Annotated in this window: 13 protein-coding genes; 4 read left to right on the top strand and 9 right to left on the bottom strand. The window is 39.8% G+C overall.

Annotated features, from left to right (window positions below):
• Positions 1 to 32: 32 nt before the first annotated feature.
• The gene (locus BM179_RS12290; protein WP_092017216.1) at positions 33 to 1,841 is read left to right on the top strand and encodes a M61 family metallopeptidase; all 1,809 of its coding nucleotides are present in this window, start codon (positions 33 to 35) and stop codon (positions 1,839 to 1,841) included.
• Between the two features lie 59 nt (positions 1,842 to 1,900).
• Here the strand turns inward: BM179_RS12290 and BM179_RS12285 are convergent, their stop codons facing one another.
• A complete protein-coding gene (locus BM179_RS12285; protein ID WP_229632942.1) occupies positions 1,901 to 4,510 on the bottom strand; it encodes a glycoside hydrolase family 2 protein in 2,610 nt (869 codons plus the stop codon).
• A 450-nt stretch (positions 4,511 to 4,960) separates the two neighbouring features.
• Between BM179_RS12285 and BM179_RS12280 the strand changes: the two genes are divergently transcribed.
• A complete protein-coding gene (locus tag BM179_RS12280; protein WP_092017212.1) occupies positions 4,961 to 7,687 on the top strand; it encodes an alpha-L-rhamnosidase in 2,727 nt (908 codons plus the stop codon).
• A 335-nt stretch (positions 7,688 to 8,022) separates the two neighbouring features.
• The gene (locus BM179_RS12275) at positions 8,023 to 8,619 is read left to right on the top strand and encodes an RNA polymerase sigma factor (protein WP_092017210.1); all 597 of its coding nucleotides are present in this window, start codon (positions 8,023 to 8,025) and stop codon (positions 8,617 to 8,619) included.
• A gap of 67 nt (positions 8,620 to 8,686) precedes the next feature.
• Here BM179_RS12275 and BM179_RS12270 read toward each other — a convergent pair whose 3' ends face one another.
• From BM179_RS12270 to BM179_RS12245, 6 genes are all read right to left on the bottom strand, one after another.
• Complete coding sequence (locus tag BM179_RS12270) at positions 8,687 to 9,874, bottom strand: glycoside hydrolase family 130 protein (protein WP_092017208.1); 1,188 nt, start codon at positions 9,872 to 9,874, stop codon at positions 8,687 to 8,689.
• A gap of 124 nt (positions 9,875 to 9,998) precedes the next feature.
• Complete coding sequence (locus BM179_RS12265; protein ID WP_092017206.1) at positions 9,999 to 11,825, bottom strand: sodium:solute symporter family protein; 1,827 nt, start codon at positions 11,823 to 11,825, stop codon at positions 9,999 to 10,001.
• A 339-nt stretch (positions 11,826 to 12,164) separates the two neighbouring features.
• On the bottom strand, positions 12,165 to 14,120 hold the full coding sequence (locus tag BM179_RS12260) for a sialate O-acetylesterase (RefSeq protein ID WP_092017205.1): 1,956 nt from the start codon (positions 14,118 to 14,120) through the stop codon (positions 12,165 to 12,167).
• Between the two features lie 232 nt (positions 14,121 to 14,352).
• Positions 14,353 to 15,411, bottom strand: coding sequence for an IPT/TIG domain-containing protein (locus BM179_RS12255; RefSeq protein ID WP_092017203.1), 1,059 nt, complete (start codon positions 15,409 to 15,411; stop codon positions 14,353 to 14,355).
• Between the two features lie 78 nt (positions 15,412 to 15,489).
• Positions 15,490 to 17,055 carry a RagB/SusD family nutrient uptake outer membrane protein gene (locus BM179_RS12250; protein WP_092017201.1) on the bottom strand — a complete coding sequence of 522 codons (1,566 nt, stop codon included), beginning with the start codon at positions 17,053 to 17,055 and terminating at the stop codon, positions 15,490 to 15,492.
• A 98-nt stretch (positions 17,056 to 17,153) separates the two neighbouring features.
• Positions 17,154 to 20,303, bottom strand: a complete 3,150-nt coding sequence (locus tag BM179_RS12245; protein ID WP_218159212.1) for a SusC/RagA family TonB-linked outer membrane protein — start codon at positions 20,301 to 20,303, stop codon at positions 17,154 to 17,156.
• Positions 20,304 to 20,701: 398 nt separating this feature from the next.
• On the opposite strand from BM179_RS12245, the gene bla reads away from it, so the two are divergent.
• The gene (gene bla, locus BM179_RS12235) at positions 20,702 to 21,592 is read left to right on the top strand and encodes a class A beta-lactamase, subclass A2 (protein WP_092017198.1); all 891 of its coding nucleotides are present in this window, start codon (positions 20,702 to 20,704) and stop codon (positions 21,590 to 21,592) included.
• Positions 21,593 to 21,609: 17 nt separating this feature from the next.
• Here bla and BM179_RS12230 read toward each other — a convergent pair whose 3' ends face one another.
• Positions 21,610 to 22,548, bottom strand: coding sequence for a nucleoside hydrolase (locus BM179_RS12230; protein WP_092017196.1), 939 nt, complete (start codon positions 22,546 to 22,548; stop codon positions 21,610 to 21,612).
• Between the two features lie 56 nt (positions 22,549 to 22,604).
• On the bottom strand, positions 22,605 to 23,510 hold the full coding sequence (gene rbsK / locus BM179_RS12225; protein ID WP_092017194.1) for a ribokinase: 906 nt from the start codon (positions 23,508 to 23,510) through the stop codon (positions 22,605 to 22,607).
• Positions 23,511 to 23,514: the final 4 nt, after the last annotated feature.

Raw genomic sequence — 23,514 nt, 5'->3', positions numbered from 1 at the left:
TTTTAGATGTATTAAACCATAAAATAAATACAATGCCATCTGACAAACTAACCGAAAAATTATCCCTTTTAATAATTCTTCTGCTCTTCAGCATTCCTGCTTTTACTCAGAAATTGTCCTTTACCGTTTCGATGGATAATCCCGACTCCCATCTTTTTCACGTAGAATTCAGATATGAGAGTGTTCCGGGGAAAAAACCTGTCGATTTTAAACTGCCTGTATGGAGTCCCGGATATTATCAAAAAATGAATTATCCGAAAAATATTGAAAACTTCATGGTTTTCGACAAAGGAGGAAAAGAGGTAAAATGGACTAAGAAAAATAACAATACCTGGTCTGTTGAAAATACCGGAAACGGATCTCTGATAATAACCTATGATGTACTCGCTGATCGTAAATTCGTGGCAAATAGTTACCTTGACAAGGATCGTGGTTATATCATTCCGACAAGTGTTTTCCTGCATCCTGCCGGGAAAATCAATTCTCAGGTTACTGTCACGATCAAACCTTATCCATCCTGGAAAAATGTGGCAACCGGACTAGATCTTACCGGGAAAGAGCCATTTACCTATACTGCTCCGGATTATGATGTGCTTTATGACAGCCCCATACTGATTGGAAATCTTGAAGAATTACCTTCTTTTTCTGTCAAAGGAATCCCTCATTATTTCATCGGATTCCGGCCAGGTGAATTCAATAAGGTACAGTTTGTCAATGATTTACAGAAAATTGTGGAACAGGCTTCTGGCCTGATCGGGGATATTCCTTATAAACATTATACTTTTATCGCAATCGGACCCGGACAAGGAGGAATTGAACATTTAAACTCAACGACTATCAGTTTTGACGGAGCATCTCTTAATACACCGGAAGGAAGAATCAGGGTTTTGAATTTCATTGCACATGAATATTTCCACCATTATAATGTAAAACGTATTCGCCCTATCGAATTAGGCCCTTTTAATTATGATAATGGAAATCGTACAAAAATGCTTTGGGTTTCCGAAGGGCTGACCGTTTATTATGAATACCTTATTTTAAAGAGAGCCGGTATAACTACCGATGAAGAGTTTCTGAATTCTTTTCATGCAAATATCATGGCTTTTGAAAACAAACCCGGCCGTCATTATCAGTCTCTTGCTCAGGCAAGCTATGAAACCTGGTCTGACGGGCCTTTCGGCAGAACCGGAGATGATGTAAATAAAACAATTTCGTACTACGATAAAGGTCCTGTTGTAGGGATGCTTCTGGATTTTAAGATCAGAAATGCTACACAAAACCAGAAATCTCTGGATGATGTGATGAGATCCTTATATCAGAAATATTATCAGAAAGAGAAAAGAGGTTTCACAGAAGCTGAATTCAGAAAAACGGCTGAAGGAATTGCCAAAACCCCGCTTTCAGATATTTTCGAATATATTTCAACCACAAAAGAGCTGGATTATAAAAAATATTTCAGATATGCCGGACTTGATGTTGATACTACAACTAAAGTTATTCAGGAATCATGGCTGGGACTTTCTGTTCGGGTGCGTAATGATTCCGCCTTTGTGGCAGAGGTTGACTGGGATTCTCCTGCCTGGAAATCAGGGTTGAGAAGACAGGATCAGATTTTGGAAATAAATGGACAAAAAGTGCCGATTTTGATTATTTCTGAAATAAGGGATTTACAAAAAACAGGCGGCATGGCGAAGGTTACGTTTATGCATGGTGGTGTAAGACAGGAAAAGGAAATTGTCCTGACAAAAAGATTTGGCCGGGATTTCAAAATCAGCCTGATTCCGGAAGCGACAACGCTTCAGAAGAAGATCTTTGCAGATTGGGCCAGAAAGAATAAATAATATCTGCCGGAAAAGAAGAAGGTCGCCTCTCAAAAGCGACCTTCTTCTTTTCCGGAAAATTACTTTTCTATGGATATATATTTTTGAGGCAGATTCCAGCCTTCTATTGAAATAACAGTTTTTTGATTGTCTGGTTTATATTCCAGAATAACACGTTTCTCAGTACCCGGAGAGACAGAAATATAATTGTCATCATAAAATGTCGGCAAGACTCTTTCCCTGGTTTGTTCATTTACCAGAGAAATTCTGTTGAAGAAAGCTACCGGATTATTTGAAGGATTTGTCAGTGTTACTTCTATTTTTCCCTCACTTTGTTTTCGTGCTGTAACCTTCAGGTTGTCAGCTTTCTGCATATTATTCAAGCCGGAATAATTGCCTTTGGCATCCGGATACCAATAGAAATTGTCACTGAGAACTTTCTTGTTTTCATCCAAAAGCTGGAGAGATAAGAAAACACCGCTATCTTTCCCCATGTCATCTATTGTCTTTTTTACAGAGAAGTATTTTTTAAATGAAGCAGGCTCGATATTTGAAAAAACCTGTGTAACGAGTTTTTCTTTTCCGGAAATATCATAAGTTTTGACAACAAGCATCAGATTTCTGTATGGCTTGAAGTCATTGTTCACAATCATGACCATCCCGTCCACCGGGTTGCACATAACGTGCAAAAGCTCGCTACCGGATTTCAGACCATATAAGCAGGCATTTGGATCAAGGTAATAATCATACATTTGTCCGCGCATAGCTGTCCAGGGATTCTGTGTTTTCCAGATAATTACTCCGGTGTACCATTCCCACATATGTGCGCTGAAACCTTCTATGAGTCCACGGTATTGATCATAATTAACCAGCTGAGCTTTTAAGGCAAAATCCTTTATGTCTTTAGAAGGCCCGTATGGTTCAATGTATTGATTGTATCCCACACCCGTATAAGTATGATACGTCCATACGGAGTCAGGCTTGTCGGAAGTACCGAATTTAGGAACATTTAAATTTTCTTTCGGAATAAACCTTTTCAGGGACTCATAATCGCCGATTCCCACTGAACCAACTTCAGAATTGAACGGAAAGGTCCGGTTTTCCCAGAAAGTACTGATTGGCTGAATGCCGTATGGTCCGTCTCCGTTTCCTCCCAGCGAATTATAAGACATGCTGTCTGAGTTAGAATATTCTACAAACCAACGTGTTCCGTCCAGTTTTGGCAGGATTGAATCTCGTAGCGGAACGAGAATATCTTCCGGAGGTGTAATTTCATTGCCGCCACACCAAATGGCAAGAGAAGGATGGTTTCTTACCATTTTAATCATATCTTCTGCTGATTTCAGGAATAAAGTATGATTATCAGGGTATTTTCTCCGGGTCCATTGATCTTCTTTTTTCTGAGGATCAACCCAACGTCCGTTACAGTCGCCGGAAATCCAGAAATCCTGAAAGACAAGCATCCCGTATTTGTCGCAGGCCTGATAGAATTCAGGTCTTTCTACCAAAGCTCCGCCCCAGATTCTGATCAGATTCAGGTTCATGTCCCGGTGAAAACGAACTTCTGCATCATAACGCTCTTCCGAAAAGCGAAGCATAGCATCTGAAATAATCCAGTTACCTCCTTTGATAAAAATTTTCTGCCCGTTTACATAAATCTGACGGCTTCCGGTTGTTGCATTCCAATCAGTCTGAATTTCTCTTACACCGAAAGTAACCGTTTCGCTATCACTCTGAATATTTCCTTTTTCAAGAAATTGCAATTGCGCCTTATATAAATATTGTTTCCCATAACCTGCCGGCCACCACAATTTTGGGTTTTTCAGCGTAAAATCATCCAATGTTATGGTTTTGGTTGTATGTGGTGCTAATGAAACTTTTTTCGAAACCTTATTTCCCTCAATTACATATTGCAGAAGACCTTCAACAGGCTTATTACCAGGGTTTTCAAGATCAGCTGTGACTTTGATAACGGCCGGTTGCTGATTTCCCTCCGGTGTTCTTCTACCCGGAACAAGCGTAATGATATGTGGGTCTTTCAGGTTAACAGACCGGGTTTTTTCAATATAAACTTTGTCCCAGATTCCTGTATTACGATCTCTGATAGGTCTGATCCAGTCCCAGCCGGCTGTGTACTGAATGGAGACATTTTTAGCAATCATGCCATCTCCGCCTTGTCCGCCATTGGCTTTACCAACCGGATCAGGAGGATGAACAATAACGGCAATACGATTATTCCCGTCTTTGGAGAGAAAAGGTGTAATATTAAAAGATTGTCTGAGAAACATTCCTTCATAAGCAGTGGTATTTATTTTTGAACCATTCAGGAAGATTTCGCAACTATAGTTTATTCCTCTGAATTTCAGCCAGACCTGATCGTCGTTTGCCGGGAAAGGTTCTTTAAATTCCTTTACAAACCAATACGTATAAAATTCCCTTCCGGTATCATAAATATCCGGAATTTTCTCATTGTTCAAACCGTAAAAAGGATCCGGAATTTCCTTGTTTGCCAACAGGGTTGTCAGCACAGTTCCCGGAACTACGGCAGGTTTCCAGCCAGCCAGAGAAAAGCCGGTTTTTGAAATCGTTTTGCCATCATCTTTTACTGTTTTAATCGGGGCACATTTCCAGCCTTCATTTAATTCATACTGGTTTTGGGCGAAAGTAACATGACCGGAAAATTGCAGCATAATTCCCGACATTAAAAAAAATAATATTGCGGGCAGTTTGATATTGAAGTCTTTTCGCATGATAAGTAGAGCAATTACAAAGAATGTAATTGCAGAAACATTAATAATTTTTTTTCGAAAAATAACGACCCGGCTTTTCGGTAAAAACGGAATTGAGCATTAACTACTTTTTTATGAGAGATTCTTAAGTAGTAATTACTAAAAAGTTCTTCCAAAGGCTTAAATCGTATCTTTTTTATTTGTTAAGCGAACAATTTAAGTCTATATCAGGACTTGCAATGACCTGTCTTATCATGCAGGAGACGTTTCCGAACCCCTTCTACAGTAATATTCCTTTTATATTTGCAGACACTGAAACTTTCCGTAAAGAAAAATATATAAAGCCTTTGTAAGTATATTTTTATAAATTAACACGAAGCATTCCGACATTATTTTACTATCTGTTCCTATATGATCTCTCAAAAAAAGAGTTTTTGTCTCCTTCTGATTTTTTGTTTATTCCTCCAGGAAATCATAGCAAAAGCGGAAGTTCCCTGTCAGCCGATAGCTTTGAAATGTGAACACCTTGTCAATCCCATAGGAGTGGATGCTGTGCAGCCACGATTATCATGGCAATTGAATGATTCCCGTTCCGGCGCAAAGCAAACGGCCTATCAGATTTTTGTGGGAACCGATTCGCTGAAATTGCTTAAAGGACAGGCGGATGTCTGGAACTCCGGAAAAGTATTATCTTCTTCTACGCTCGAAAGCTATAAAGGTTCAGACTTAAAAGCATTTACAAAATACTACTGGAAGGTTGAAGTCTGGGATAAAGACGGCATAAGGGCAAAAACATCGTTCATCACCGGTTTTGAAACTGGGATGAAAGGTATGAAAAACTGGAAAGGCTCCTGGATCAGCGATTCACATGATGTGACAACTAAACCGGCTCCTTATTTCAGAAAGACCTTTTCTGCTTCAAAAAAGATTCTTTCGGCCCGGGCATATATAGCAGTTGCAGGTTTGTATGAATTGTATCTGAACGGAAAGAAAATTGGCAATCACAGGCTCGATCCGATGTACACACGTTTCGACCGGAGGACGCTTTATGTCACACATGATGTGACTTCAGCCATGCAGGATGGCATAAATGCTGTGGGCGTTTTACTGGGAAATGGCTGGTATAATCATCAGTCTACGGCGGTCTGGTATTTTGATAAAGCACCCTGGAGGGGAAGACCTGCATTTTGTATGGATATCAGGATTGTTTATGAAGACGGTTCTGTAGAAACGATTAGCTCAGGCAAAGGTTGGAAAACATCATTGAGTCCGGTGGTATTTAACAGTATTTATACGGCAGAACATTATGATGCCCGCCTGGAACAACCAGGTTGGAATACTCCGAAATTCGAAGATTCTTCCTGGAAAGATGTTATTTTCCGCTCAGCTCCTTCAGAAAATATTGTAGCACAATTGTTACATCCGATCAGGGATGTGGAAGAAATTCCGGTTCAAAAGTTCAATAAAATCACGGAAAGCAATTATGTGTTTGATTTGGGAAGAAATATCTCCGGAGTCAGCAGAATTAAGGTTAAAGGACTTCCCGGAACAACTATTCGATTGAAACATGCTGAAAGGCTTATGGAAAACGGACATGTTGATTTGTCAAATATTGATGTTCATTACAGACCTACGGATGATTCAGACCCTTTTCAGACAGATATATTTATTCTCAAAGGAAATTCGGAAGAAACGTTTACGCCAAAGTTCAATTATAAAGGTTTTCAATATGTAGAAATTACAGCTGATCAACCTGTGGAATTATCTAAAGAAAGTCTGACAGGGATTTTTATGCATAGCGATGTTCCGGCAGCGGGAGAAATAAAATCCTCTAATCAGGTGGTAGATAAAATCTGGAAAGCGACAAATAATTCATACCTGTCAAATCTCTTCGGTTATCCGACTGACTGCCCTCAAAGGGAGAAGAATGGATGGACAGGAGATGCCCAGATTGCCATAGAAACAGGTTTATATAATTTTGACGGCATCACAATTTATGAGAAATGGCTTGCGGATCACCGTGACGAGCAACAGCCTAACGGGGTTCTTCCTTCTATTATCCCAACAGGAGGCTGGGGGTATGAATGGGGAAATGGTCCCGACTGGACCAGTACAATTGCCATAATTCCCTGGAATATTTACCTTTTTTACGGGGATAAGAAATTGCTGGCAGATTCCTATGATAATATAAAAAGGTATGTAGATCATATTACTGAAATCAGTCCTTCAGGACTGACAACCTGGGGTTTGGGCGATTGGGTTCCGGTTAAATCCAAATCTCCGGTGGAGCTGACATCCACAGCATATTATTATGCCGATGCAGGTATTCTGGCAAAAGCGGCAAAACTTCTTGGAAAAGAAGCAGATTTTGTAAAATATAATAAACTGGCACTTAAGATTAAAGATGCTTTTAACGCTAAATATTTTAATAAAGAAACAGGCTTATACGGAAATGGAATTCAGACAGAACTGAGTGTTGCGTTGTTCTGGGGACTTGTTCCGGATTTGTATAAAAATAAAGTAGCTGAGAATCTGGCCAAAAGAGTTGAGGCAGATAATAACCATCTTGATGTAGGATTGCTGGGAACCAAAGCTATTTTGAATGCTTTGAGTGAAAACGGATATGCTGATGCGGCGTATAAAGTTGCTTCTCAGGAAACATATCCGTCCTGGGGCTGGTGGATTGTGAACGGAGCGACAACATTGTATGAAAACTGGCCGATTGATGCCAAATCTGATATTTCCAGAAACCATATTATGTTCGGGGAAATAGGAGCATGGTTTTATAAATCTCTGGGAGGTATTAAGCCCGATCCTGATCAGCCCGGATTTAGAAATATTCTGCTTGAACCTCATTTTGTCCAAAATCTGAATCATTTTGAGGCATCTCATGATGGCCCTGAAGGAAAGATCGTTTCTTCCTGGACAAGAGAAAACAATGTAATTCAGTACAAGGTAGTTATTCCTCCGAACTCTACAGCAAAGCTTCGTCTTATACTTGAAAAAGGCCGGAATGTGTTTGAAAATCAGAAAACAATAAGTACAGAAAATACGCTTATGAAAATTCAGGGTACTGATAATCAGGTCTTTACCAAAACGTTATCTGCCGGGACGTATTTGTTTGAATTGAAGTTTTAAGATTAAATAAAGAGAAGCAGGGTAAAAATAAAATCCTGCTTCTCCATTCTCATATCCCCTCCTGAAAAGATTTTTCCCGTCTGTAATTCCAATTTGCCAATATAATTTTATAAATTTCCAATATGAATTTTATTATCATCTGTTAAGAGTGAGGGTTGGGAATCTGTAATTTAACCCCCGCTTACAGGTAATAATGATTCCCGGTACTCTGAAATTTGAGCTTTCTTGCGGAAAAACCTTTGGCCTTCCATGAAATAAATACCTGTAAATGAGGGAGTATTTTATCATATTTAAGGGATTTATCTTTCGAAAAGGATACCTTATACCTGAACTTTATGAGTCAATCAACAAATGAGCACGATGAAGAAAAGCTATGGCGAAATTTTCGTGATGGTGATGAGAAGGCTTTCTCTCTAATATATACCCGGTTTTTCCCTGTTTTATACCAATATAGCTATCATATCGTACGGGAAGAAAATATTGTAAAAGATTGTATTCAAAACCTCTTTGTTGAGCTTTGGCGAAGCCGGAGTAATCTGGCTGATACGGATTCTGTAAAGTATTATCTGCTGAAGGCCATCCGGCGGAAAGTGTACAGGGCGATTCAGAAAGAAAGCGTTTATGTGGAATTTATGGAAGGAAGAGATGAAAAGGATGTGTTTTTTTCTCCGGAATTAGAATTGATTATCAGTCAGACCGAAGCGCATCATCAGGAAATATTGAAACAGGCTATCAACCAGTTATCTAACCGGCAGAAAGAAGCGATCACCTTGTTATATATTGAGGGACTTTCTTATCCTCAAATCTCTGATATTATGTCACTTAAGGTTCGGAGTGTTTATAACCTGATTCATACTGCCCTCGAAAGTTTAAGAAAAGATTTAAATCAACCCGGAATCTGGTTTCTGCTGACAGCACTTCTGAGTGTTTAGAAAAGTCTGATTACCAGAAAGGTACATGCTGAAATACTTCAGCATGTACCTTTCTTTGTTTTTAGGATCAGACAGCAGCAAGGGTTGAAAAGGCCTTATTTTTATCGATAATCTGATAAACAGTTTCTACTGAGGTACTCGAACGAAAGCCATCTGCCGGAGTATTCACAACATAGTCGATCAATTGATCCAAGGTTGATGTGGCCACATGCATACGGGTATCTGATGAGGCATAATAGATAAAAACGTTGCCATTATCATCCGGAATCCAGCCATTTGCGAAAGTTACATTGGAAACATCACCAACCCTTTCAATGCCTTCCGGTGCGATAAAATAACCACCGGGTTTATAAATTACCCTGGTAAGATCATTCAGGTCAGTCATGAATACATACAAAACATAGCGTAATCCTGCTGCGGTATTTCTTACCCCATGTGCAAGATGCAGCCAGCCTAAATGTGTTTTGATAGGAGCGGGGCCTTGTCCGTTCTTGACTTCATAAACAGTATGATAACGTTTTTCGTCAACAATAAACTCTTTTTCAACTACTGCGTTTTCCATAGTGTCAGCAAAACCAAAGCCGATTCCGCCACCTGTTCCGGCCTCGATAAATCCATCCTGAGGACGAGTATAAAAAGCATATTTACCATTTACAAATTCCGGGTGAAGCACCACATTTCTTTGTTGCGGGGAAGGACTCTTTAAATCAGGAAGGCGTTCCCAGTTGATTAAATCCTTTGTTCTTGCAAGACCGCATTGTGCTACGGCAGAAGACTCATCGCCGGGTTTAGCATTCGGATCTTTTCTTTCCGTACAGAATAATCCATATACCCAGCCATCCTCATGTTTTACCAAACGCATGTCATAAACGTTGCCATCCGGCTCTTCAGTTTCAGGCATATTTACAGGATATTCCCAAAAACGAAAATTGTCAATCCCGTTCGGACTCTCTGCAATGGCAAAGAAAGATTTTCTGTCCAGACCTTCAACTCTTACAACCAGAATATATTTCCCCTGCCATTTTATAGCACCTGCATTGAAAGTCGCATTGATACCAAAGCGTTCCATCAGGAAAGGATTTGTTTCAGGATTGAAATCGTATCTCCATGAAAGCGGGGAATGCTGGGCGGTCAGAACCGGATTTTCATACCGGTCATACACGCCGTTTCCTAAAGTTTGTTTTTTGTTCTTTTGCGTTACTAAAGCCTCGTGATTGTCTTTTAATTGCTGCAAACGCTCTTCAAAAATTTTCATATGTACATATTTGATTATAAAAAAGTATTGAAGGACGGTCGTGTTCTTTGCAGAAATTTCCGGGCAATAAATCCTCAAAACTGGGAATGCAATGCATCAACCCTTGCAGATACTTTTTAAATATTTAAGAGATAGGAAGTTTTTTATACCATGTTTTCCAAAGGATCACTACACAAACAGCCAGCACCGCTGCAGTGATACCAATTTGAGCCGGCATCATCAGCACCACAAAAACGGGCAGAGCGGTTATAGAAGTCTGGGCGATTGTACCAATCAGCACGTTAAACATATCCGCTTTAAAGTCCTTATTAGCTTCAAAATCAGGGTTCTCAGCCAAGACCAATTGCTCAATAGGCTTCCAGAAACCCCAGGGACGAATATTCTGATAAAACTTTTTCAGCACGTCCACATCTGTAGGCGGGGTCATTAAAGAGCCGATTACAGAACCCAATCCCGATAAAAAAAGAATAACCGGAAAATAATACAATGGAAGTGCATGCGGGAAAATCGTCGGTAAAATCATGGAAGAAGTGATTCCCATAAGCATTCCCCAGAAAAATCCGTAACTGTTGAATCTCCACCAATGCCATTTCAAAACGTTTGCTGCAATATATCCGCCGTATAAAGCAGATACAATCCATTGTAAAATACTGTTGACATCTTTGGCAAAAAAGCCAAGCAATATGCTGATTACCACCACAGTGAGTCCTGTGAGATAATTCATGCTGCTGATTTGTTTGTTACTCGCATTAGGATTAATTGATTTCAGGTAAATGTCGTTTACCAGATAAGCCTGAGCTGCATTGAATGTTCCGGCAAAGGTTCCCATAAATGCGCCCATCAAACCAACTAAAATAAGACCCAGCAAACCAGAGGGAATAAATGTATTTAATACTGAAGGTAAAATACGCTCGAAATCCAGTCCGTTTGCGGTGCTGATATTGATGTCTTTGTAAAATAATAAAGCTAAAACCGCTATCCCGATAATCAACAAATACCTGGTAGGAAGTAAAACCACATTGACAATCATACTCATCAGAGCGGCCTCTCTCGGGGATTTGGTTGAGAGTATTTTTTGCATATCATAATTTGGGGCGGGGCCAGCCAGACTCGATAAAATACCTTTGGCTGTCATTAAAGCAAAGAAATAACCAAAAGGAGAAAACCCGTCATCGTGAATTTTTTCATTAACTCCTTCTACGTACCCTGACCAATCCATATTTAATTCTTTTCCGAAAAACAGATCTGACCAACCCTGAGGAACAGCTAAAACATGTGTTGACAGTGCATTCATGGCAATAATTGCTATTGCAATCGAAACAAAAACCATGATGATATAATGAATCAGATCAGCCCAGACGATACTTTTCATACCGCCCAGCAGAGAATAGAAAACCGTAAATAAAGTAAAAATAATACCATAAAGGTGTGCCACATATTCGGGAGCGACGTTGATTGGAGCGTAAGGTTTTACAATTTCCCAGGGAATAAAAATCTCAATGAATTTCCCCAGTCCTATAAAACCATAAGCCATAAAACCAAGGCAGCAGAGTAATGCAAAAGCAATAATAATTTTATGGGAAAGCTGTGCATCGGCTTTGGTTCCAAACCGGGTCAGCATCCATTCTGCTCCGGTAGAAACATTTGACCTTCTCAGCCAGACGGACAGATAAACCATCATGAATATCTGGTTAAATACTGGCCATAACCAGGGCAGCCAGATGCTTTTTACGCCATAAACAAACATAATTGCCACCATCCAGGCAGTACCTGAAATATCAAACATTCCGGAAGCATTTGAAACGCCAAGCATCCAGAATGGCATAGAGTTTCCTCCTAATAAATAATCATTTTTACTTCTTTTGGCCTGTTTTTGTAATACAATTCCTATGACCGAAACAAGTGCTAAATATGCAATAATGACAATGACGTCAAGCAGTTGAATTTTCATTAATCTTCAGGATAAAACATTCTAAAGTAAGGTGGACAAATTGTCATTTTCTAATAATTCCCGAGGGTTTTTCCAATGTTTTTAACAGCCGGAAAACCCTCGGGAATAACCTTAGATTGTATGATACAAATTTGATTGTTTTTTTAATTCAATGAATAATACTTTTTTATCAATTCATTATATAAATACTACTATTTTTTGATTTTCTGGCTTTTTCTACCCCAATCAAAAGATTTATATAACTATTAATTAAAAAGATTGACATAATCTCAGGGTAAAAAATAGTACTTTTTTGAATTAAGATAAATACTATTTTATCCTAAAAAGACAATGATTCTTTTATTCAAATTTAGAAGAAACTGTTATTCCTGTCCAGGAATCTGTTCTGAAAGGACTTGCCGGAAATCCTTCTGAGTTGAATAAATTTGCTTCTTCCGGAGCATCAGCCCAGCCATATCTGACCGCTGCAGGTTTGGGTACTTTCGGACTTGAAACGATTACTTTATTATTGACAATTTCTGCTTTGGCATAATAGAATACCTTATCTTCTCCGGCAATTTCAAAACCCTTCAGGTAATTGTATTTGTCTTTTGCCAGTAATCCTTTTGCCGTAAATCTGAAGGAAATTTCTGCTTTTCCATCTTCAAATTTTGCCGAGTCGAACATTGGAGAACTATATTCGATATTCTGACCGTAATTTTGCTTTAAAGCCTGAACAGCTAATCTGTGTGCTACATCCTGTTTATTGGTCGGGTGAATATCTGCCGGATTACCAACATCGGTAGTAACAGCCATTCCTGTGTTTGGTAAAGCTAAAGTCATCGTTTGTGCTTCTCTTAATTCAGCCCAGTTGCTTCCCTGATTACTGTTTTGATTTGCGCCAAAACTTGAAAGCTGTACAAAATAAAAGGAGAAATTATCATCCCATTTTTTACGCCAGTCGTTAATCAGCAAAGGGAAACTACTTCTGTATTGAAAAGCTCTTCCGGCATTGGCTTCACCCTGATACCATAATGTTCCGCGAATAGAAAAAGGTAATAACGGAGCGATCATAGCATTGTAAATTGTCGTACCGATATTATTACTGGAATGTACATATTCATGTTTTTCTGCGAAAGAAGGCATCAGTTTCCAATTCCCTGAAAGACTGATTTTTTGAGTACCCATGCTCACATTAAGATCTTCAGCTGAGCCTTGTAAACCCAGTCCATACCAGGGCAGACTGATCAGGCTTCCGAATTTGACAACAAGCTGATTTTTACCTTCTTTCCAGGTGTTTGCAGGAATAGTGATTTTTCTTACCCCTTTGATGATACCTGCAGAGACCAATTTCCCATTTATATAAATTTCATTAAAACTGTCATTTTCAGCCAGGCTTAATACACTTTGCAGGTTGACAAATTCAGATGGAATTTCTACCGATCTGGCCATATAACCTTTCCCGCGGAATGCCCAGATGCCTTTCCAGTCCCATTGTCCTAAAGGACTACCTCCATTCTGCCATTTTGAGAAATCATATCCTTCTTCCAGGTATTTCTTTTCGTCCTGTACATCAGGATTAATTTCCCCGTTTCCCAAAAGCTGTTTTCTCAGCTTTTTATCGTGATAAGCATCGGCTTCATTCCAATTTTTGGGAAAATTCTGAACATATGATTTCAACTCAGGATCACTGAGCATTCCTTCTTTACTGATCCATCCTTCTACCTGAGAGCCACCCCATGAAGAATGCAGAATACCTACGGGAATATTTAATTTCTGATAAAGTTCACGGGCGAAAAAGAAGCCAATGGCTGTAAATTCACCAACCGTTTCAGCACTGGCAATTTTCCATTCTCCGTTTTTAAGGTCAGTTTGTTCGTTAATAGTTACCTCATGTTCCACTTTGAAGTGGCGAATTTGAGGGAAATCAGCATGTTTCTTTTCAGTCTGGAAATTATTAGCCTGAGAAACCATCCATTCCATATTCGACTGGCCTGAACATAACCATACCTCTCCGATAAGTACATCATTTACAGAAAGACTCCCGGATTTAGCAGTTACAGCTATTTTATAGGGTCCTCCCGCTTCGAGTGGAGAGAATTTTACAAGCCATTTTCCACCCGCATCACTCAGGACTGTTTTTGTTTGTCCGGCAAGTGTAATACTTACCTTTTCGTTCGGATTGGCCCATCCCCAGACAGGAATAGGTTTTTGTCGCTGGAGCACTACGTGATCAGAGAAAAGACGAGCCAGTTTTAGTTGGGCAAAGCTCTCGCTTCCTGCAAGAAGTAAGATAATAAAAAGTAAACGTTGCATAATCGCTTGTTAAGTGTGTGATAGATTGTTGCCTAAATTAATCTAAAATACTTATGTTTTTGTCATGGATCCAGGCGATTTGTATGATATGTGCTTTCAAAAGAAATGGCTTATGCAGAACACAAGCCATTTTGAAAAATTAACCACTTTTAATCTAAATGTATTTAGGGAATATGAAATATGGCTATTATTGTATGTGTTAGTGCACTTTCGAAATACCGGTAATTCTCCTTTATTTTACCAGTAATAAATTGTCAATATAAAATGTTTCATTCTGAGTATCAGGGCCTTTTATTCTAAATCCAAGCTGATTGAATTTGTTGCCATTAGCCCATAATTTCAAAGTCGAAACAGGAATTTTGTAATAAGTCCAGACATTGGCAGGAACATTGATTTTATTGCTTTCATTGAAACTTCCAAAACCGTCAATTCCCTGATCGGAAGAAATGTAGAGAGAGTAATCGGCTGATGCTCCTTTTACCCAGAATGTCAGGAATTTATAATCCGCAGAATAAGTTACTCCTGTATTCCAGTTGGCAAAACCGAAAACATGCCAGTTCCCGCTTGCATAGGTTTTTCCGATAGATTTTTTACCGTATTTGTAAATCGTTGAAGAAATTACACCGGCATCACCCCATGAACCGTCAGCGAAACCATCGCCGTAACCATCTGTGAAAATCTGGAAAGCTTTGTCCACATTTACAAATTCCTGAGTAGTTTTCAGGAGTCCTGAAGAATTGACTATATCAAGGGAAGTTCTTCCGTCGGAAGTAACCGGCATTTTGATTACCAGTTGTTTTTTGCTTTTTGAAAGGACTGTTGCAGCAGTGGTTGTTCCGGACAATCTTACAGAGGAAACATCCGCCAGGTTATTTCCTGTTAACGTAATTTCATCACCTCCTGTAAAATCATTGGAAGTCACTGAAGAAACGGAAGGAAGAGCAATTACTTTGAATGGGATAGAAACAGATTTTCCGTCCACATTTGTGAAAGTAATTTTTTGCAAACCTCCGTTTGCTGTATCAGGTACGCGGAAAACGATTGCGTTTTCAGTATTAAACGAAGGATTCAGACCAGTAGGAACGTTTCCGTTTTCGAATACAATCGAGCGCATCTGGCCTAAGCCGGAACCTGTTAAGGTTAATACCGAACCTCCGGCTGCGGAATCGGGGGCAATTCTGTCTGCTTTGGGAGTGCCCGGTTTAATAGTGTCCCCGTCACTGCAGGCTGTCAGTAGTGCGAAGCCCGACATAAAAGTGAGTAAGACTATTTTTGAGAAAATGCTTTTCATCTGAAGATCTTTTTATGTTTTCTTATGCTGACAAGGGGGGCTGGCTGCTTATCAGTCAACCCCGCTGTGTGCTGATGTCTATTTATAATAAGGAATGGCTGGCTCGTTCAACTTAGGATTTGAGACTGTTTCCGCCTGAGGAATCGGTAAATAAAGCTGTGAAGCAGATGTGATTACAGGAGCATTATGGTTAATTGAGCCATCTCCGTTGTAGGTTCCTCTTTCCTGTGCCGCAATCATCTGTTTGGCTTTATCAAATCCTTGTCTCTGGATATCAAACCAATAGTCTCCTTCGAAAGCGAATTCAACTCTGCGTTCTTTCAGGATAACATCTTTTGTCAGACTGGTTACTTCTCCAAGTCCTGCTCTTTTATGAACCTTATTAAAGGCTGTCAGCGCAGATGCTTCTGAAGTGGAAGGATTCGTTCCTAAAGTTGCTTCGGCATAGATTAATAAAACATCTGCATAACGAAGAATATAAGTGCATATATCTGTAGAGGTACCATTGATATTTTCACCGTTTGAACCGGGTCCGACAATATATTTCAAAGCATTTGAACGGGTTGGCGTTTTGATTTTCAACGCATCATCATTACTGCTTGTCCAGGTTGTATCGTACATATAACCATTCGGGAAATTGACATTTTTCCAGTCAGAACGGGTAAAACCATGTTCCATTACAGATCCTTTGCGTCTTTTATCACCAAACTGATAAGATTTTAACACGTCGATAGAAGGAATAACTGCAGACCAGCCGGCACCGGTTGTTGGTTTCAGCAAAGGTCCAGGTCCTACATAAGCCTGAATCGGGTTACCGATTGAATATCCTCCGGAAGCAAGCCATTGTAAAGAAAACAAAGATTCTGCGTTATTATTAACTTTTGAACTGGTGAACATCTGGGCATAGTCGTCCATCAGGGTATATTTTCCCGAGGCAATTACTTCATTTGCTTTTGCTTTTGCATTAGCATAATCAGCCTGATACAAATAAACTTTGGCCATCATTCCTTTTGCGGAATATTTGGTTACACGACCAGGCTGATATGAATTTTCGGGTAAATTTTCTTCTGCATATTTCAAATCTTCCAAAGCAAAACGCAAAACATCTTTTTGAAGATACTTTGGCACTCTGTAATCCCCGGAGTTGGCAAGGGCAACAGGATCTGAAACAATTGGTACATCACCGAAAATTCTGGCGAGGTAAAAATACGCTACACCTCTCATGAATCTGGCTTCGGCAATACCCTGGGTAAGAAAAGCAGGATTACTCACCTGACTTTTCTTTTGTTCGAAAGTCTGGACAAGAACCGTTGCATTTCCGGCTACTTTATAGAATGCATACCATGAACGGGATACCTGCTCATCGGTACTTTGCACGGTGAAATTCAGGAAGGAGTTGTATTTAGGATCTCCGGTGTACATGTTACCGCTCAGCACTTCCCCGATGGCATGGAACGCTTTATCCTGATATTCATACCAGATTGTATTATATAAAAGTCCGGTTGCGCCGTTCACCTGTTCCGCTGTGGTATAATAGTTGTCAAGTGTAGGGCCATTCTGGGAGGGCCTGTCAAGGAAGCTTTCTTTGCAGGAAGTCATTAATCCTGCGCAGGCCATGAGTAAAAATATGATCTTCTTTTTCATAAGATGATAATTCAATATTGTTTAGTATTGTACCAGCTGTGCCAAATCTGCCTTTTCCGCTGCTTTTTTGCTGATACTCCTTTTTTCTTAATTAGCTGTTAAAACTCGAAATTACCTCCGATGGTGAACGTACGAGGGTTAGGATAGTGGCCATCATCTACGTTCATGTACTTAATACTGTTGTTGAACGAACCTAATTCCGGATCATACCCACTGTATTTTGTAAATGTATAAGCATTTTGTACCGAGAGATAAAGACGGGCATTGGTAAGTTTGGCCTTACTAATCAAGGATTTAGGCAGATTGTATCCTAAAGAGATATTTTGTATTCTCAGATATGAACCATCCTCTACGAAGCGGTCAGATACTCTGAAGTTGTTATTATGCCATTGATTGTAGCGTGGAAGAGATCCGTTCGGATTGCTTTCGGTATATCTGTCCAAAACGGCTGTTGATTGATTCCAGTAAGCATTCTGCATTCCTTCTGTCAGACGACGTGTGTAATTCAGAATCTGTCCGCCCTGGCTTCCGCTTAAGAAAACCGATAAGTCAAAACCTTTGTAATTGAATGTATTTGTGATACCATAAGTGAAATCAGGATTTGGATTACCGATTACAGTAACATCTTTTGAATCAATAACTCCATCGCCGTTAAGGTCTTTGTAACGTACATCACCTAACCAGGTTCCTGTAGGTTTTACATCAAGTCCCTGAGAAGCGCCTGATTTATTTAATTCTTCACGGGTTCTGAACAAACCATCTGTTACATATCCGTAAAATGTACCTACCGGCTGTCCGACCGCACTCCTGGTAACAAGTACCGCATCACCATATTCTTTGTATCCTCTGATCGAAGCACTCGGGTCATTGAGTTCATTCAGGATATTTTTGTAATGTGAGAAAATAAAATTGGTTTTCCAGGAGAAACCCTTACTCTGAATGTTATACGTGGTCAGACTGATATCAATACCCGTGTTGGTCATTTTTCCGGCATTGGTCCATGGAGAGTTGATATCATTCCAGGAAGTTCCTAAACCGGAAGATACCGGCAATTGCGTTTGCAAAAGCATATTGGTTGAGACTTTTTTGTAAACATCTAAAGTCAGGTCAACCTTACGGTTAAATAAGGTCGCATCAATACCACTGTTGTAAGTAACAACCGATTCCCAGGCAAGATTAGGGTTACCCACGTTCTGAGGAACACCACCTGCTCCATATGGAGCGGTACTGAACAAACGGATGTTAGTGGTATAAACGTTATTTCCGCCTACACCTGAGTTACCAACGGCACCGATTCCTGCTCTGAGTTTAAGAAAGTTTACCTTTTCCCAGTTTTTGGCAAAGTTTTCACCGGAGATTGTCCAGCCGGCAGAAACAGCCGGGAAGTAACCAATTCTTTTGTTTGGCCCGAAACTAGCCGATCCGTCTCTTCTCAATGAAGCACTTAATGAATACTTGCTGTTGTAAGAATAATTTACACGTGCAAAATATGACTCCATAGCCCAGGGATACTTTCCTCCTGAAATAGATTGTGTTGTACCTCCTTCTCCTGCATTTAAGGAAGGAAGGTTCAGAGTAAGATTCTGACGTGAAGCAGTTACCTGATCGTAATTAGATTCTGATACTTCATGACCAACTACTGCATTTACCCAGTGATTTCCGAAACCTTTGTTGAAAGTCAGGTAATTTTTTAAAGCCCAGTACAAACTTGTTCCGCGGTCTTCTACCAGTTTACTTGGAGAAAGGATAATCAATCCGCTTGCATCATTACGTACATAAGGTTGAAATGCTGTGTTTTGAGAAAGGTTGAAATCATAGTTTAACTCATTTCTCAAAGTCAGCCATTTGGTAAATTCAAGTTCAGCAAAAATATTCCCGAAAGCTTTGGTCTGAATTGCTCTTACATCTCTTAATTCTGCTAAAGCAACCGGGTTATTGGGATTTCCGAAAGTAGAACCACCGATGGATGTTACTGAAGAATAACTTCCGTCAAAACCTTTCACCGGAGAAGCCGGACTATTGTACAAACCCACACTGATTACGGCATCAGAGCCATCTGTAAGTGTAATTTTTTGATTAGCTCTTGAAACGTTCACACTGACTCCGGCTTTCAGCCAGCTTTTTACCTGATGGTCAACACTGGCTCTTAAAGCATATCTTTCAAACTGTGAACCAATTACGGTACCTTTCTGATCGAAATAATTCATCGAAAAGTAGTAAGTAGTTTTATCTTTACCTCCCGAGAAGGCTAACTGATGGTTTTGAATATATCCGGTCTGGAAGATCGCATCCTGCCAGTTAGTACCATTGCCCAGAACGGCCGGATTTTTGAATTCTCCCAACGTATCTAAAGTGCCAGCTCCGCTTGCTCTCACTTCAGGAACAAGGGAATTAAAATAACCGGCATACTGCTGAAGATTCAGAAGAGGTAACTTCTTAGGAATTCTTTGTACCCCGTAATATACATCATAACTCACTTTCCCTTCCCCGCTTTTTCCTTTTTTTGTCGTAATTAAAACTACTCCGTTGGCAGCTAACGCTCCGTAAATAGCCTGTGCAGAAGCATCTTTTAATATATCGATTGATGCAATATCATTAGGGTTCATCGCCGCCAGAGGACTTTGCACTGATTGTCCTGCCATACCGCCTAACTGATCCTGTGCAATACTGCTGCGACCACTTAATATCGGAACACCGTCGATTACATATAGAGGTTCGTTTCCGTTTACACTGGTAATACCACGAACTTTGACTGAAACACCACCCCCGGGCTGACCGCCATTGCTTGTTACAGTTACTCCGGCAACTTTACCCTGGAGAGCCTGATCTGCTCCCGGCACGGGTAAATTCTTAATATCTTTTTCACTTACAGAAGAAATTGAGGAAGTAATATCTGCTTTCCTGGCTGTACCATAACCAATTACTACAACTTCTGCCAGATCTTTCACGTCATTCTCTAAGGTAACATTGAGAACGGATTTGTTACCTATCGCCTGAACACTCGATACCATTCCGACGAATGAGAAAATAATAGACTTGCTGCCTTGCGGAATACTGATTTTGTAGTTCCCGTTTACGTCTGATGTAGTACCTGTTTTTGTATCTTTTACCAGAATTGATACGCCGGGAAGACCTGCTCCGGTGACATCGGTTACTTTACCAGTCATGGTTCGCTGCTGCGCCCGGGATACGGTTCCCCACAGCATTAAGGAGCATAGGAGAATGATTTTAGTTGTAAAATTCTTCATAAATTATCTTAAATGAAATTTTGTATTGATGGTACAAAATTGATTTATTCCAGAATAAAATGTATAGTACTATTTTAACTAATGATTGAACATTAACTACTATTTTTTATTTTATCGATATTTTATAGTACTATTTGGATTTAAAAATCAAATTATATAACCAAATGATGTTTTATTGTGATTTTAACTAATGGTACTTTTTCGACAAAATTTCACAAAAATTTGTACTTTTTTTAGCCATAAAATTGACAGTTTCAGGGAGTCTTTCAGAAAAAAGATTTTATCCTGAAAGAGAAAGGATTTAAATAGGCAGCAAGAATAAGCAGGGTAGAGGTGTTTATCCTGAACAAATGCTGTAATTTTAGAAGACAATTCTTTCATTTTTAAAAATCCGTATTATGACTAAGTTTTTAGTTTTCAATTGTCTGACCGCTTTACTTTTTATCCGGAGTGTCAGCTTTGCACAAACAGAATCTTTTGAGGAACAGGTAAAAAATCTGGCTAAAAACATTAAGGGAACAGTCGGAGTAACAGTAATGAAAGTGGAAGAGAAACAACATTTTTCCTGGAATGGAGATAAGCATTTCCCGATGCAGAGTGTTTTTAAATTTCCGATTGCCATGGCCGTTCTTCATGAGATAGACTCAGGTAATTGCAGTCTGGATAAAATGATCCATGTGGCGAAGGAAGATATGTATAAGACTTACAGTCCTTTAAGAGATAAATATCCTGAGGGGAATATAGATGTTTCCATTAGAGATTTACTTGTATATATGGTGTCTCTGAGTGATAATAATGCCTGTGATATTTTACTGGAAAAGGTGGTGAGTGTTTCAAAAACGGAGACATTTTTACGAAAACTGGGCATTAAAGGAATCCAGATAAAAGCGTCGGAAAAGGAAATGGGGAAAGACTGGAATGTACAATATACTAACTGGACTCAGCCCGTTGAAATGGGCAGATTGCTGGAGATTGTTTTCAGAGAAAAAGCATTGTCCAAATCGTCCAATACCTTTTTACTCAAAATAATGACAGAAACGCCTACCGGACTCAAAAGGATAAAGGGTTTATTGCCGGAAGGAACCTCGTTAGCTCATAAAACAGGAACATCTTCTACCAATTCTGAAGGTATAACCGCCGCTGTAAATGATGTAGGAATCGTTACACTCCCCAATGGAAAGCACCTGATAATCTGTATCTTTATCATGAATGCAAATGAGCGGGCTGAAGGAATAGAACCGACTATTGCTGCAATTGCAAAGGCTGCTTTCGATTGGGGCATGAAATAAATAAAGGCCACCGGAGCTTAAGGCAATACTTTTATCGCATCATACAGTAATTGAATATATTGTTCCCGGTCTATGTCATAGACTACCTCAGCATTGGGTTCTTTTTTGAGGACGTTATAAAAATCAACAACAGTAGTGCCGGTAGTAAGTTTTCCCTGCAATTCCACGTCAACATAACAAGGTTTTGACTTGAAAATCGAAGGGGCAATTAAGCAGGCAATTGAGCATGGGTCGTGGAGTGCTGCGCCGCCTTCCAGTTCCGGAAGTTCCTGGCGATAGAAAATGGAGAAGAAATCCATTAACTCTGCTACCACTTTCCCGGATTGATTACCTATGTTACGGAAAAGCTCGATATCTTCCTGAAAAACGAGCGCTTTATGTGTAACATCAAGCCCGCACATGGTAATCGGGACGCCTGAATTGAACACTATCGAGGCCGCTTCAGGATCAACATAAATATTAAATTCAGCCTTTGGTGTTATATTTCCTCTGAAAATTCCGCCACCCATTAATGAAATCCGTTCGATTTTATGTTTCAGATGAGGATATGCGAGCAGAAATGTTGCAATATTGGTGAGAGGGCCTGTCGGAACGATTGTTATTTTCTCTTCACTTTCTTCCAGAATTTTAGCGATCGCTTCTACGGCTGAAAGTTTTTCAGATATTTTATTAGGCTCCGGTAAAATAGGGCCGTCCATTCCCATTTCCCCATGTACATGATCTGCGATGATAAGATTTCTGAAAAGCGGTTTTTCACAACCTTTATAAACATCAACTTTTGCCCCGATTAATGTTACGATTTTTAAGGCATTTTTTAAGGTTTTTGACTGCGTCTGATTTCCGGCGGAAGTGGTAATGGCTTTCACATCAAATAAACCGCTTCCGAAAGCGAGCATAATCATTACAGCATCGTCATGTCCGGGATCACAATCAATAATAACGGGAATCTTTTTCATATATTTATAAGTACTTTGATCAGTTTTGAGATTTTGGTGAAGTTCAGCGACCGCTTTTAATCAATTGCTACTTCATTTTTGTAAGGGGCTGAAGATTGTGCTCCCATTCTGGTTACTGAAATACTGGCAGCCTTACAGGCAAATTTGCAGGCCTTAAGCCAATCGGTATTTTCCACCAGAGCAGTTAGTAATGCACCATTAAAAACATCTCCGGCAGCTGTAGTATCAACCGGAGTAACTTTATTGGCCGGAATAATTTCTGTATAATTTTCATTCATCAGAAAAACCCCTTTACTGCCCAGGGTAATAATTACATTCTGAACACCTTTTTCCCTGAAATAATTTCCGGCTTTGTGAAGACTTTCTTCATCTTCGGGCAAAATTCCGGTAATCAGGTGGGTTTCAGTTTCATTGGGAGTAATCAGATAAAGCCCATCCAGAAATTCATCTTCCAGTTTACTGGCAGGGGCAGGATTAAGGATTACCTTTTTTCCGGATTTTTTGCCTTTCTGGATAAGGTATTTTACGGTATCCAATGGTATTTCCAGTTGCAGGAGAATAATTTCTGCAGAATCAAAAACTTCGTTTTCAATATCAGCAGGTTGCAGATCCATATTCGCTCCGGAAGCAACAACAATGCTGTTTTCGCCATGACCATTTACCGTAATAAGAGCCACTCCTGAAGCGAAATCTTCTGTTTTTCTGATATGATTAATGTCTATTCCTTCCTTACTGAAACCTTCCAGCGCAGAATTTCCGAAAAGGTCTTTTCCTACCTTTGTGATAAAAACCACTTTTGCTCCCAGCCTGGCCGCAGCGACGGCCTGATTGGCACCTTTTCCACCAGGATTCATTAAAAATACACCGCCAAGAACGGTTTCTCCCGGAACCGGGAACTGCTCGGTTTTCACAACCATATCGGTATTAGAGCTACCGATTACCAAAACTGTTTTCTGACTCATCAGG

The sequence above is a fragment of the Pseudarcicella hirudinis genome (genome assembly GCF_900115665.1).
In the GTDB taxonomy this organism is placed as follows: domain Bacteria; phylum Bacteroidota; class Bacteroidia; order Cytophagales; family Spirosomataceae; genus Pseudarcicella; species Pseudarcicella hirudinis.
Note: the sequence above shows the minus strand (reverse complement) of the source record. Positions and strands in the feature narration are given on the sequence as shown.

Coding starts and splice junctions, on each gene's coding strand:
- BM179_RS12245 (WP_218159212.1), bottom strand. CDS start 20,303: ATGAAGAATTTTACAACTAAAATCATTCTCCTATGCTCCTTAATGCTG.
- BM179_RS12230 (WP_092017196.1), bottom strand. CDS start 22,548: ATGAAAAAGATTCCCGTTATTATTGATTGTGATCCCGGACATGACGAT.
- rbsK (WP_092017194.1), bottom strand. CDS start 23,510: ATGAGTCAGAAAACAGTTTTGGTAATCGGTAGCTCTAATACCGATATG.
- BM179_RS12270 (WP_092017208.1), bottom strand. CDS start 9,874: ATGAAAATTTTTGAAGAGCGTTTGCAGCAATTAAAAGACAATCACGAG.
- BM179_RS12265 (WP_092017206.1), bottom strand. CDS start 11,825: ATGAAAATTCAACTGCTTGACGTCATTGTCATTATTGCATATTTAGCA.
- BM179_RS12280 (WP_092017212.1), top strand. CDS start 4,961: ATGATCTCTCAAAAAAAGAGTTTTTGTCTCCTTCTGATTTTTTGTTTA.
- BM179_RS12285 (WP_229632942.1), bottom strand. CDS start 4,510: ATGCTGCAATTTTCCGGTCATGTTACTTTCGCCCAAAACCAGTATGAA.
- BM179_RS12255 (WP_092017203.1), bottom strand. CDS start 15,411: ATGAAAAGCATTTTCTCAAAAATAGTCTTACTCACTTTTATGTCGGGC.
- BM179_RS12275 (WP_092017210.1), top strand. CDS start 8,023: ATGAGTCAATCAACAAATGAGCACGATGAAGAAAAGCTATGGCGAAAT.
- bla (WP_092017198.1), top strand. CDS start 20,702: ATGACTAAGTTTTTAGTTTTCAATTGTCTGACCGCTTTACTTTTTATC.
- BM179_RS12290 (WP_092017216.1), top strand. CDS start 33: ATGCCATCTGACAAACTAACCGAAAAATTATCCCTTTTAATAATTCTT.
- BM179_RS12260 (WP_092017205.1), bottom strand. CDS start 14,120: ATGCAACGTTTACTTTTTATTATCTTACTTCTTGCAGGAAGCGAGAGC.
- BM179_RS12250 (WP_092017201.1), bottom strand. CDS start 17,055: ATGAAAAAGAAGATCATATTTTTACTCATGGCCTGCGCAGGATTAATG.